Raw genomic sequence first — 13,376 nt, forward strand, 5'->3', positions numbered from 1 at the left:
TTTTTGGGTTTCCGTGATGCGACCAAAGTGCCAAAAGCCCTCGCGTTCGGGACGCTCAGGTCGCCGTTCCAGTCAGGAAGTCCGTCGTGTTCAAAACGCTCTCCGGTCCGGCGATCGCAGGCCTCTGCGCCCTGTTCGCCTCGACCTTCATTGCGGTGACAACCGAGGTCGCGCCGGTTGGTCTGCTGATCGACATGGCCAAGTCCTTCAACATTACGGAAGGTCACGCCGGGCTGGCCGTCAGCGCCTATGCGTTGCTCGTCGCATTCGGAGCCGTGCCCATCACGATCGCCACAAGCCGCATGGACCGCAAGATGCTCATGCTGCTCTGCCTGGCCGGATACGTCATCTCCAACCTGATTTCCGCCCTGGCGCCGAGCTTCGTCATCGTCTGCGCGGGACGCGCCCTTGGCGGATTGTCCCACGCGCTGCTGATGTCCATTGCGGCCGCCTATGCTGCCCATCTGGTGCCCGAACGCATGACGGGACGGGCGATTTCCTTTGTCTTCGGCGGCACGTCGCTGGGATCGGTTCTGGGCGTTCCGGGCGCAGCGGCGATCAGCCATTTCGCAAGCTGGCGCGTGGCGCTTTACGTCATTGCCGGACTGGCGGCACTACTGACGATCTTCATCGCGCTGTATCTTCCGCCCGTTCGCGGGGCCGATACCAAGGCGCTCAAGGTTCCGACCATCCGCTCCCCGCAGGCCGCACGCATTTTCGGCGTGGTAATCTGTGTGAACGCCGTGTTTTTCTTCGCGCATAACCTGCTCTACACCTATGTCTCCCCGCTTCTTCTGGTGCATGGCCTGCCGGAGCATCTGCTGAGTGTCGCGCTGCTTATTACCGGCGGCGTCAGCATTTTCGGTCTGTGGGGAGCGGGACAGGTGGTGGACCGCTGGCCGGCGGCCGGACTGTTCGGCGGCGGCCTGGCCATGCTCACGGGCATGATCCTGGTTTACGGACATCTGATTTCCGCATGGCCGAGCGTCGGCGCCGTCGGACTGTGGTGCATGGGCTATGCTGCCATCATCCCCTTCGTCATGTCCGGCGCCATCCGCGCCCGTGCAACCAGCGCGGATGTGGCGGGCGCGGCCATTAACAGCAGCAGCAATTTTGGCATCCTCCTGGGATCTGCGATTGGTGGACATCTTCTGAGCACACTGGGATTTGCAGTGCTGTGCCCGGCTTCCGTCGTGATCGCGCTGGGCGGCATCCTACTGGCGGCCTTCAATCCCGCCGCGTTTCCCCGTCGCCTCCAGCACGACTGAGGGAACAGGCTTCGGCTGATACCCTTAGCCGATCATGTCCTTTTCCTTCTTCTCACGCTCCGCCCCGATGCTGAGCTTCTGATAGATCCCCAGGGCAACGACCATACCCGTCGCCACCACGAGAAGGGCGGCGGGATAGAGAATATCGCTGGGCGCTTTACCACTGCGCTCGAACACGCCGACCAGCCCTTCGATGAAGACGGCGATGATGACGGTGGTCATGAATTTGGTCAGGCTGACCCGGGCCTCGGCGATGGACTGCTTGCCCTTGGGCCGCAGGACTTCTTCCTCGATGAAGTATTTCGCCACGTCGAAGACAGCAATCGAGATCACGACATAGCTGATGGCCTGAAGGATTTCCTCCCGACCTTCGCTCAGAGACGCCACGAAGGCGGCCACCAGGCCAATGCCGCCCGAGAGGATCAGAAAGCTCGCCAGCAGGATCAGGAGTGCACTGGCGCCCGCAAAGGCCCAGCGGGACACGGAATGAATATTCGGCATGATGTGTCGCTCTGCATCTGTAGAAAAACCGCAGACGAATCCGGACATTTTCGGCGACAGGGACCGTCCGCAGGACAGGATCACATTATCCGACCTGATGGCGCAGATGCGAGCAGGATTTTCGAGCCAGGCAGACTAGGGGCGGCGTGCTCCCAGCCGGGGCATCACCCGGATGAAAAGCAGTTCTGCTGCCAGTTCGACCAGCGTCTGGGTGACGATCACGGCGGGCAGCAGAGGCGCAGCCCCGGGCACGGCGAGCGCCAACGGCAGCACGACCAGCGAGTTGCGCGTCGCCCCGCTGAAGGCGAGCGCCCGGCCTGAGGGCGCCTCCAGCCCGAACAGTTTCGAGACTCCCCAGCCCAGAAATGGCGCGAGCAGAGCGAAGGCCACATACACCGGCACGACATGCAGCACGATAGTCGTCTCATGGCCCAGATGTGGCAGCATGGATGCAATAACGATGAACAGGACGAGCGCCGTCACCGGCACCGGCAGCAGACCCAGCGCCGAAGCAACGCGTTCGCCCGTTGAAGCCCGATGTGCCCAGAACTGGACCAGCCATGCCAGCAGAAGCGGAATGACGATCAGCCACACGAACGCCTGCAGGAAAGGCCCGGCCTGAACCAGCCGGGACATGCCCTCACCCAGAAAGAGACGCAGCCAGACCGGAAGCAGCACTATCTGCGCGGCCAGAAGGACGGGCGTAGACGCCAGGAGGAGTGCAGCATCTGCCCGCCCCATCTGGGCGAACGTCACCACCCAGTCGATACACGGGCAGAGCAGGACCATCAGAATACCCAGCCGGATCATGTCGTCGGCAGGCGCAAACGGGAGCAGCAGCGCCACCATTGCAGGAATGGCCACGAAATTCGTGACCAGAAGCGCTGCAAGGAACCGAACTTTCCGGAAAGCCTGCCCCAGTTCCGCAAGCGGGATCTGAAGGAAGGTCACAAACAGCATCATGCCCAGCGCGGGGTTGATAACCGCTTCCCACGAGGCCGTTCCCGCCACCAGAAAGGCCGTTACCCCGCCCAGAAGAACGGCAAGGAAATACAACGCGATCTGACGCGTCTCCAGAAATTCCCGCACGGAAGCCATGCTCATGATGGATCCGCCACAACAGCACATGATGCCAGTGCGCGGAGCGGGAAGAGCAGGAGCTGATTTTTCATGAAAGTCCCCGGGAAAGCAGTCGGCCGGGAAAAGCCGCGTCCCGGGCCGAAACCGAGACCCGTTCCTAAAATCCGCTTCCGGGCTTCAGGAACGGGGCGTCAGATCATCAATCGACAGCCGGATCTTCCGGCAGGGGCTGGATCTGACGCAGCTTCCCGTAGCGGTCATAGTAGAAAACCGAAGTTCCGCGCCGCTCGGCATAGCCGTCGGGCTGCCCGTCCTTCGTCTGGAACAGCAGCCGGAACGCGTCCGGCTGCTCGATCACCCTGTCCCCCGGCGGACGATACCGATAGCGGCTGAAGTCGGCATGGCTCTTGGGCAGCGACGAGTTGTGATACAGGTCGTTCATGCTCGGCTTCTTGGGACCGTCATCCGCATCCTGCGCCACAGCCGTGCCAAGGGCCGCGCCGGAAACGGCAAGGGCGGCCAGTACTGGGACAATCAACCTGCGCATGAGGCTCTCCGGTCAGTGCGTTTATGAGGGCACCTTAGGCGAAACCGTCTTCTGGCTCCACCCACCTCCGAGCGCGCGATACAATGTCACAATGTTCTGGAACCGCGCGGCCTTGACCGTGATGGCGTTCTGCTGCGCCTGAAACAGCGTGCGCTGCTGCGTCAGGGTCGTCAGGTAGCTGTCGATTCCGGCCCGATACCGCATCATGGCCAGATCGAACGCCTTCTGGGACTGCTCGACCAGTGCCACCATATGACGGTCCTGCGCCGTATAGGTTTCCCGCGCCGTCAGGGCGTCGGACACTTCGCGGAACGCCGTCTGCACCGCCTTTTCGTACTGCGCGGCATATTGCAGCTTCTGCCCTTTCGCCATCATGAGGTTTCCCTCGCTCTGCCCCCAGGTGAAGATCGGCAGACTGATGGATGGCGAGACGGTCCAGGTTTCCGCGCCCGGCGTGAAGAGTTTGCGGAACTGGAGCGAACTCGTACCTTCCGATGCCGTCAGCGTCACGCGCGGGAAAAACGCTGCACGGGCCGCACCTACATTGGCGTTCGCACCGATCAGCGTATGCTCGGCCGCCCGGATATCCGGGCGCTGGGCCAGCAGATCCGACGGCAGGCCTTCGGGCAGGTCGCTGATCATGGTCTGCGCACCGAACGGAGCCGGGGCCGGCAGATTGGCGGGCAGCGGTGTGCCCACCAGAAGCTGCAACGCATGTTCGTCATCCGCCACCGCCCGGACATATTGCGCCTCATAGGCCGAGGCCTGCTCGACCTGCGTCTTGACCTGCGCCAGCGTCAGCGCATCCGCTTCCCCGTTGTCATACGCAAGCTGTGTCAGACGCAGCGTGTCGGTTTCGGATTTCAGCGTGTCACGCGTCACCCGAAGTTCTTCACGATCCGCAAGCCACTGGATGTAGGTCGTACCGATCTGTGAAACCGTCGTGAGCAGAACATTGCGGGTGTTCTCAACGCTGTTGAGGACGGTCTCTTTCTGCTGCTGCGTCAGGTTCCGGATACGCCCCCACAGATCGACCTCGTAGGACGAAAACCCGATCGACGTCTGATACAGACGCAGCGTTGAAATGTTCGTGCCCAGACCCGGTGCAAAGGAGAAACCCGCCGTATCGGACGGGCCGAGGAACATGCCTTGCCCAGCCGTCGAAATGATCGGGAAAAGGGATGCGTTCTGGATCTCGTACTGACCACGCGACACCGTGACGGCCGCCGCCTGCGCCGCAATATCGCGGTTGTTCCGTAGCGCAAGCTGCACCAGCGCCTTCAGACGCGGATCGGTATAGAAATCCTCCCATCCCAGATCAGCCACCTTGGCTGCGGACGCCACGTTCTTCGCGCCCGTATCGGCAGGATAGCTGTTTTGAGTCGCCTGCGTCGGCTGATGATAGGTAGGGGCCAGATTGCACCCCGACACCAGCAGCAGGCCGGGAACCCCGAGAGTAAGTCCGAGACGGGCCTTCATGCGCCGTGCTCCCCTTCGGCGACAGGCGCCGCCTTGTTGTCCAGATGAGCATATGGGTCCTGGCGGTCACGCACCCGCGTGACGCGGAACAGACGCAGCACCACCACGAAGAAGACCGGCACGAAGTAGATCGCCAGCAGCGTCGCGGAGAGCATGCCCCCCACCACGCAGGTGCCGATCGCCACACGCGCCGCCGATCCCGCACCCGTCGCAATCGCCAGCGGGAACACACCGCAGACGAAGGCGATCGAAGTCATGAGGATCGGACGCAGACGCTCGCGCCCGGCTTCCAGAACCGAGTCTTCCAGAGTTTCGCCGCTCTCGAAGAAGGCCTTGGCGAATTCCACGATCAGGATCGCGTTCTTCACCGACAGACCAACCGTCGTCAGCAGCCCCACCTGGAAATAGACGTCGTTGGACAACCCGCGGCCCAGCGTCGCCACGATAGCCCCGAGCACACCCAGAGGCAGCACCAGCAGCACTGCGAACGGGATGGCCCAGCTTTCATACAGCGCCGCCAGACAGAACAGGATGACCACCGTGGCCAGCGCATAAAGCGGCGCCGTGGATCCCCCCGAAGCAAGCTGTTCGAAGGACAGTCCCGTCCATTCATAGCCGATACCGCGCGGCAGCTTGGCCAGCAGCTTCTCCATTTCCGCCATGGCCTGCCCCGAGCTCGCCCCCACGGCTGGCTGGCCCTGAATTTCGTAAGAGTTCAGACCGTTATAGTCCTCGACCTTCTGCGGACCATTGACCCAGTGTCCTGAGGCGAAGGCGTTGAATGGCACCATCGTCCCGATCGCGTTGCGGACATACCAGCGGTTCAGATCCTCCGGCGTCATGCGTGCCCAGGGTTCGCCCTGGATATAGACCTGCTTGACGCGGTCATTGCGCATGAACTGGTTGACGTAGATCGAGCCCAGAGCCCCTTCGAGGGTCGTGTTGATGTCCGCATTGGTCAGACCCAGTGCGTTGGCACGCTCGCGGTTGATGTCCAGACTGAACTGCGGCGCATCCTCCATACCCAGCGGGCGAACCGCCTGAAGGAGCGGGTTCCGTGCTGCTTCACTCAGGATCTGGTTCCGCGCCGCCAGCAGGGCGTCGTGACCCAGATGTCCGGTGTCTTCCAGTTCCAGATCAAAGCCGGTCGCATTGCCCAGCTCCATCACGGCCGGCGGATTGACGGCGAAGATCTGTGCTTCCGGGTCCATCCAGAAATGCATCATGATCTCGCGCGACACGGTCATGGTCGTATGTGCCGATCCCGGCCGCTGATCCCAGGGTTTCATGCGGATGAAGAACGCACCCGCACTCTGCCCCTGACCCGCGAAGCTGAAGCCCGACATGGTAAAGACGGATTCCACATACTGGCCATAGGTCTTGAGCACGTAATCGGTGATCTTCTGGTTGACGGCCGCCGTCTGCTCCTGGGTCGCCCCGTTACGCATCGTCACCTGGCCGAAGATGATCCCCTGATCCTCATCCGGCAGGAAGCCGCCAGGCACCCGAATGAACAGGAACGCGACAAGCCCCGTCAGCAGCACGAATCCGATCATGCTGATCGCCGGTACGCGGATCATCCACTTCACACCACCGATATAACCGTTCGTCAGGCGATCGAACGTCCGGTTGAACCAGGCCGCGGGACCACGCTCACTGCCCTTGTGCGTTGGCTTGAGCATGGACGCGCAAAGCGCAGGCGTCATGACCATCGCCACCAGAACCGACAGCCACATGGCCGCAACGATCGTGATGGAGAACTGACGATAGATCACACCCGTCGAACCGCCAAAGGCCGCCATCGGCAGGAACACCGCCGTCAGCACCAGTACGATGCCCACAAGCGCGCCCGAGATCTCGTCCATGGAGACACGGGCCGCTTCCTTGGGAGACAGCCCCTTGTCCGTCATCACTCGTTCGACGTTCTCGACCACAACGATCGCGTCATCGACCAGCAGACCCACTGCCAGAACCATGGCCAGCATCGTCAGGGTATTGATGCTGTAGCCCAGGATGGACATCAGCCCGAACGTCCCCAGCAGCACCACCGGCACCGCGATTGTCGGGATCAGCGTCGCACGGAAATTCTGCAGGAAGATCAGCATGACGATGAATACGAGGACAATGGCCTCGATCAGCGTCTCGACCACCTCATGAATGGAGAGCGTGATGAACGGCTCGGTGTCGAGCGGGTAGACAAGCTTCAGCCCCGGGGGAAAATACCGGCTCAGCTCACCCAGACGCGCCCGCACAGCGGCCTCGGTCTTGAGCTGGTTCGCGCCTGGCGCCAGCTTGAGCGCCATCGCGGACGCGGGATGGCCGTTATAGACCGAGCCCAACGCATAGCTTTGCGCGCCGAGTTCAACCCGTGCCACGTCCTTCAGACGCACCTGGCTGCCATCCTGCTGCACCTTGAGCAGGATCTCTTTAAACTGATCCGGCGTGCTCAAACGTGTCGGACCAATGATCGTGGCATCGAAACCAATGCCCTTCTTGGCCGGCAGACCGCCGAGTTCACCAGACGAGACCTGAATGTTCTGCGCCGAGATCGCCGCCTGAACATCCCCGACCGTCAGGCCGAAATTGTACAGCTTGGACGGATCCAGCCAGACGCGCATCGCATATTCGGAGCCGAACAGCGTGTGATCGCCCACGCCCGACACACGCGACAGCGGATCGGAGATGTTGGACGCCACATAATCCGCGATGTCCTGCCCGGACATGCTGCCGTCTTCGGAAATGAAGGCCAGAACCATCATGAAGTTCTTGGTAGCCTTCGTGATGCTCAGACCCTGAGCCGTCACTTCCGACGGCAGACGCGGCTGGGCCAGCTGGAGCTTGTTCTGGACCTGAACCTGCGCGATGTCAGGATTTGTGCCCTGCTCGAACGTCAGGTCAATCTCCATCTGTCCGCTCGCATAGGACGAGGCCGACAGGTATTCGAGATGATCCAGACCATACATCTGCTGCAGGATCGGGCGCACAACCGTGTTGTTCACCGTCTCGGCAGACGCACCCGGATACATGACCGAAATGGCGATCTGCGGCGGCGCGATGTTCGGATACTGCGCGATCGGCATGCGCGTGATCGACACGGCACCGACGAGCATGATGATCAGACCGATGACCCAAGCAAAGATGGGCCGGTCAATGAAGAAGCGGGACAATGACATGCGGGGTTACTCCGCCTTTCCCGCTGGGGCGTCAGCCGGGACATCGTGAGGCGTGACTTTCGCACCTGGCTGCACCTTTTGCAGACCGTTGACGATCACCTTCTCACCTGCCTTCAGCCCGTCCGAAACAAGCCAGAAATCCCCCACCGTCCGCGAGACCTGAATGGAACGCTGGGTGACCTTGTTCTCACCATCCACGATCATGACGTAAGGATTGCCCTTGGCGTCACGCGCGACCGCAACCTGCGGCACCAGAAGACCATTCGGATCAATGCCTTCCTGAATATGCGCATGAACGAACATTCCGGGCAGCAGCAGATGATCGGGGTTCGGGAAAACCGCGCGCATGACAAGCGTTCCGGTCGACGGGTCAACCGTGACTTCGGAAAGCTGGAGCTTGCCGCGCGTCGGATAATCGGAGCTGTCTTCCAGCTTCAGGCTGACGGCAGCCGCATCCGCACCACTGCGTTCGACCTGCCCGTTCGCCAGCTCCCGCTTGAGGCGCAGCATATCGGCCGCCGCAAGATTGACGTCCACATAGATCGGATCAAGCCGCGTCACGACTGCAATCGCCTGGCTCTGACCCGCCGTCAGCAGCGCGCCCGGCGTATAGAGCGTGCGGCCGATCCGGCCGCTGATGGGTGCACGAACATGCGTGTAGTTCAGATTGACGGCCGCTGCTTCCACGGCAGCCTGGGCCTGGGCCACCTGGGCTTCAGCCTCACGCGCCGTCGCCAGCGTATTGTCGAAATCCTGCGAACTCACGGCATGGGCAGCCACCAGCGGACGATACCGCTTCAGCTGACCATTTGCCCGGGCAGCCGCGGCCTGTGCGTTGAGAAGCTGCGCCTTCGCCTGATCGTAAGCTGCCTGATACGGTGCAATATAGATCTGGAAGAGCTGCTGCCCCGCCTTGACGTCCGCACCCTGCTCGAAATCACGCGAGACGATGACACCATTCACCTGCGGCCGGATCTGTGCCTGCTCATAGGCATCCGTCCGACCCGGCAGGGACGTCTCAAGCGTAACAGGCTGCGTCTTCAGCGTCACCACATCGACAGGCTGCGGCGGCATCTGGGGAGGGGGAGTTTTTTTCTGACATCCCGCCACCAGCAGCGGCAGTGCCAGAAGCGGCACCAGAAAAGTTCCCTTCCCACCCCACGGACCGACCGGAGACAGGGCGGCAGAAGAATTCAAAGACATTTTCTGAAAAGAAGGCATGATACGGCCGCTATCCTGTGATACAGAAACCCGCTAGTTTCCCGCGAGGACGGAAACTAGCGGGTTTCTTTGACAGACGTCAATTCAGTCTGTGAAATAATATCGGAGTTGATCTTGAACAGTCCGTCGAGCAGCCAGTCCGAAGACCGGAAACAGCCCTGCTGTGGCCGTCCAGCGCAGCTCGATGAAGCCGAAAGACGCATCCGGATCCTGGATGCGGCCAGTGCGGTTCTCACCACCCACGGCTATCATGCCGCGTCGATGGACAGCATCGCAGCGTGCTCGGGGATGTCCAAAAAAACCCTCTATCAGTTTTTCGACTCCAAGAAAGTTCTTTTCGAGACCCTGATCCTGGAACGGCTTTTCGCCCCCATAGATTATACGCCGCTGCCCACAGATCCCATGGAGAAACAGCTTCTGGGCCTGATGACCAGTATCGCTGCCTGTATGTTCTGCGACGAGCGCCTGAGCCTGCTCCGCTCCGTCATCACGGAAACCAGCCGCAACCCGGCCGTCCGCCAGCTCGTCGCAGATCTCTTCCAGCTTTCGGGTCGTGTCCTGCCGATCCAGAACTGGCTGGCTGCACAGTCCGAAGCCGGAAGATTGGATATTCCCGACATTACCGAAGCCTCGGATCTGCTCTTCGGCATGACGCTGGGCGGCCCCATGCTGGGACGGCTCACCCACTGCAAACCCCACCGTTCAAAAGAAAACCTCGAAAAATTCATGGCGTATGGCATCAGGGTTTTCCTCGAAGGCCATCGTCCGGTCACTCCGACCTGACAAAAACTTATCCCCCTGCGGAAACCGGCGGCGAGGCATCCTCACGCTCCCCTGTCAGCAGACGGAAAACACTTTCAGACGGCGTTCCATTCATCAGTGCCCCAAAGCGGGTCTGCAGGTTTTTAAGCGTCTGCTGATCCTGCGCTCTCGACGCATCCCCACCGATTCGCAGGACGAGAGCCTGCTGTTCAGGCGAAAGCACTCCCTTCGAAGCGCCACCGGCTCGCGGGAGACTGTCCAGCATGGGCACAAGCGCCTCAACCGCATGAGGCCAGTCCCCGGCCTTTTCAGCCATCTGTGCCCGCAAGGTCCAGGCCCGCGGATCGCGAATGGTCGCCAGCTCTGACACCGCTTCCTCCGGATGATGATCCGCCAGTGCAATACGCGCTTTCAGAAGCGCCACCTCCACGGACTGGCTGCTGCTTCCACCCGGAAGCGCCAGGGCAGCATCCGGAGATCCTTCCACAAAAACCCCAAGATCCTGTCGTGCCGCCTTGAGGTCTCCCATATTGAGCTCAAGCGTCGCCAGCCGGATCCGGACATTCATCTCCTGGGCATTATTCCCGGATGCCAGAAGATCCCGCAGGGCCTCACGCTCCTGATCCGGCAAACCAAGTGCCTCGTAGCGGCGCGCCAGACCATCGAGAATGTCACCGCGCAAGGCACTGTCTGACGCTTTGAGCAGCGCATCTTTCAGAAAGGCAACCTCGTTCATATTCTGCCGCGCGCCCGAAGACGCAGACTGCGCCATCTGCCGGATAATGTCCGTTTCCTGCACAGCGACCCTGGCAGCATCATCCGGATACAGACGCCCCCATTCCTGCACTGCCGCAGCGGCCCCTTCGAGGTTTCCGCCTTCCATCAGGGCTTTGATCTGTAGAAGACGCCCATCCTTCTCGCGTTCCGCAATCCGAAGAGCAGGCAGGATGCCATCCACCTGATCCGCAACAGCCTGCGGGGAGAGAGTCTTTTTTTCCAATGCCAGCCGGAGCGAAGCTTCACGAGCCACCGGCCAGATCAGCGGCGATGGGTCATGTGCAAGAATAGAAAGTTTCGCTTCTGCATCCGGCATATTCCGTCGCGCTGCCAGCAGAGCCTTCGCCAGAGCCACCTGCGGTCCGTTGGGAAACTGATCGAGCACTTTCGTGGCGCCATCACTTCCATAACGCGCGATCCACTGGGTCGCCAAAGGCAATAGCCGCTCCTTCAGCGGAGCTGCATAGGCCTGAAGAACAGGAAGTCCTGTCGCAATCAGATCCGCCGTCTGAAGACGGTCGCTTTCCGGAGACCCTGATGCGCTTTGTCCAACCCGACGGGAAGATGGCAGAAGCATCCGCATCATTCCGCGCCAGAGCTGGTCTTCCGGCGTACTCCCACCATCTTCTGCCAGCGAGGAAGAACCCGGCCGGGCATTGAGCACCGCCGATATCTGTTGCAGCCGGCGTGCTTCGGGCTTTTCCACACCCTCAGGCCAGTCCTGCAAAGCCACGTCCATGACTTCGCCCAAAAGTGGACCATTGCCAGCCCGTGCTGCCGCCTGCGCAACCCGCATCCGGGCACCAAAACGATCCCCCGAAGACGCCATGGCAGCAGAGGCCACACTCCGCCTGAGCGCTTCCCGCAGTTCTTCTGGGGTTCCCGGCCCCAGACTGACACCGCTCAGGGACGAGCCATAGGGTTGAAGCCGGTTGGATGCCATCAGCGGAAAACTGTCCGGCCCCATCGTATCCAGGATCAGTTTCCCACCCGCCTGACGCAGCTCTATGGTGTCGGAATCAGCCGCAACCACGACACCGATCAGACTGCTCCGGACCGCGAACCCGGTTCCCAGACGCCGCATGGACTGCTGAATGCGGCCTGAGCGCGTCATTCCAAGCAGCAGCCTTCGTCCTGAATCAGGATCATCCAGCGCGACAACCTGGGGCAGACCTTCCGCAACCGGCGGCGTGAACGTCAAGGCGTTTGCATCCTGCCCGAGCAGCATATCGGCCTGAGGCTTTACGTCCGCCGCAACTGACAGCGTCCACCCGGCCCCGACAGGACGAAGAACAGGATCGCGCTCGTCGGACAACGTTACGGTAATGACTGTCACATCTGACAGGATCCGGCTGGAAACAGATTCGAAAGGTCCGATCCCGGCCAGGCCCGCCGTATCCAGGACATGCCGCCCCGCCGCCACGAGCACGATATTCTGCCCATTGCGGAACGCCGCGACAGGCGTCAGCTCACCCAGAGGCAGCCACAGTCCGGTTGCGCCGGGCACCTGCACGGACGTTCCATAAGTGGGAGCTGTCGTGGCCTGTGACTGCGTTCCTGTGCCTAAGGCCGCTCCAGCAGAAACCCGTTTTTCCTGTACTGCTTTTTCAGGATGCGGAAAAAGCGGCGACGGATCGTTCAGGAAAGCCCAGCCAGCAGGCAACAGCTTCTCATCAGGGGCTTTTGCAGGGCCTGCGTCTACCTTTTCCGGCTTGGCGCTGACAACTTTAGGCGGGGGCGGGGGCGGGGGCGGGGGCGGGGGCGCGGCCACAGCACTTTCAAGCAGCGACAGGGTCAGTGCAGTGGCCAGAAACGCCCGTTTCATCCGTTACCACCGATCCGGGTGGCAGGCCGCGCATGAGAGTTCACAAGGAGCTGCGTGGCGAGAATGGCGCGCTGGGGGGACATGGCCTCCATGATTGCGGATGCCTTGCGCGGATTCATCCTGTTGAGCAGCGCTACGCCAACCCGCAGATCAAGGATATTGAAGATTGCTGCGGCATCTTCGGGTTTCATCGTCTGATAGATCTTGACCAGCCTGTCAGCATCATCATTGCGCAGCTGGTCCGTATGCTGTTCGCTGTTCTCAAGGGCAGTCCGGGAATTTTCCAGCGCTGTCATCCGTCGCTGCAGCTCTTCCTCAGCCGCATCAACAAGGCGCTGGCGGTCATTCAGTGCTGCATCACGCCGATCCAGCTCCTTTTCCCGGGTAGCGAGCTGTTCCACGAGTGCGGGATCTGCTGGCTGAGCCGTTGGTGCTGGCGCAGCTGGCACGGGTCCCTTGCAACCCCCGTGCGCACATAGATCATCCGTTTTCGGAACAGCCGTCGCCAGGGTGGGCTCAGCTCCCGCGGGCTTTGGAGCCGTCGGTGTAGCTTCTGTCGGCGCAGCGGGCTGGGCTTGCGGCTGCGGCTGCGGCTGCGGCTGGGCCATCGCAACAGTTGTCAGAGACGAAGAGGGAGAATCCGCGTCACCCATCAGATCACCCGCGATCGCGTAGATCTTGACCCCGAGAAGAACGATCATGAGACCGCAGGCAAGATGCAGGATACGGAAAAACATGACGTC

General features: G+C 61.4%; 10 protein-coding genes. 2 read left to right on the forward strand and 8 right to left on the reverse strand.

The features are described 5' to 3' along the window. The first annotated feature begins 86 nt into the window (after window positions 1-86). A complete protein-coding gene (locus HKD27_RS05060; protein ID WP_062497663.1) occupies window positions 87-1,268 on the forward strand; it encodes an MFS transporter in 1,182 nt (393 codons plus the stop codon). Window positions 1,269-1,292: 24 nt separating this feature from the next. On the opposite strand, the gene HKD27_RS05065 is transcribed toward HKD27_RS05060, so the two are convergent. From HKD27_RS05065 to HKD27_RS05090, 6 genes are all read right to left on the reverse strand, one after another. Further along, entirely contained in the window at window positions 1,293-1,769 is a 477-nt protein-coding gene (locus HKD27_RS05065; RefSeq protein ID WP_062497792.1) for a hypothetical protein, read from the reverse strand. A gap of 135 nt (window positions 1,770-1,904) precedes the next feature. After that, the gene (locus HKD27_RS05070) at window positions 1,905-2,873 is read right to left on the reverse strand and encodes an arsenic resistance protein (protein ID WP_197436600.1); all 969 of its coding nucleotides are present in this window, start codon (window positions 2,871-2,873) and stop codon (window positions 1,905-1,907) included. A gap of 175 nt (window positions 2,874-3,048) precedes the next feature. Further along, complete coding sequence (locus tag HKD27_RS05075) at window positions 3,049-3,396, reverse strand: hypothetical protein (protein WP_062497661.1); 348 nt, start codon at window positions 3,394-3,396, stop codon at window positions 3,049-3,051. A gap of 21 nt (window positions 3,397-3,417) precedes the next feature. Further along, window positions 3,418-4,875, reverse strand: coding sequence for an efflux transporter outer membrane subunit (locus tag HKD27_RS05080; protein ID WP_062497660.1), 1,458 nt, complete (start codon window positions 4,873-4,875; stop codon window positions 3,418-3,420). Next, a complete protein-coding gene (locus HKD27_RS05085) occupies window positions 4,872-8,048 on the reverse strand; it encodes an efflux RND transporter permease subunit (protein WP_304601927.1) in 3,177 nt (1,058 codons plus the stop codon). Before HKD27_RS05085 ends, HKD27_RS05080 begins: the two co-directional genes overlap by 4 nt. A 6-nt stretch (window positions 8,049-8,054) precedes the next feature. Next, complete coding sequence (locus tag HKD27_RS05090) at window positions 8,055-9,269, reverse strand: efflux RND transporter periplasmic adaptor subunit (RefSeq protein WP_062497658.1); 1,215 nt, start codon at window positions 9,267-9,269, stop codon at window positions 8,055-8,057. Between the two features lie 114 nt (window positions 9,270-9,383). Here HKD27_RS05090 and HKD27_RS05095 point away from each other — a divergent pair, with 114 nt between their 5' ends. After that, a complete protein-coding gene (locus HKD27_RS05095; protein WP_228120103.1) occupies window positions 9,384-10,052 on the forward strand; it encodes a TetR/AcrR family transcriptional regulator in 669 nt (222 codons plus the stop codon). Between the two features lie 7 nt (window positions 10,053-10,059). On the opposite strand, the gene HKD27_RS05100 is transcribed toward HKD27_RS05095, so the two are convergent. Next, entirely contained in the window at window positions 10,060-12,633 is a 2,574-nt protein-coding gene (locus HKD27_RS05100; protein WP_194688656.1) for a lipopolysaccharide assembly protein LapB, read from the reverse strand. Continuing rightward, a complete protein-coding gene (locus HKD27_RS05105) occupies window positions 12,630-13,370 on the reverse strand; it encodes a MotE family protein (protein ID WP_194688655.1) in 741 nt (246 codons plus the stop codon). Before HKD27_RS05105 ends, HKD27_RS05100 begins: the two co-directional genes overlap by 4 nt. Between the last annotated feature and the right edge of the window lie 6 nt (window positions 13,371-13,376).

This window comes from Gluconobacter sp. R75690, from assembly GCF_015244525.1.
In the GTDB taxonomy this organism is placed as follows: domain Bacteria; phylum Pseudomonadota; class Alphaproteobacteria; order Acetobacterales; family Acetobacteraceae; genus Gluconobacter; species Gluconobacter potus.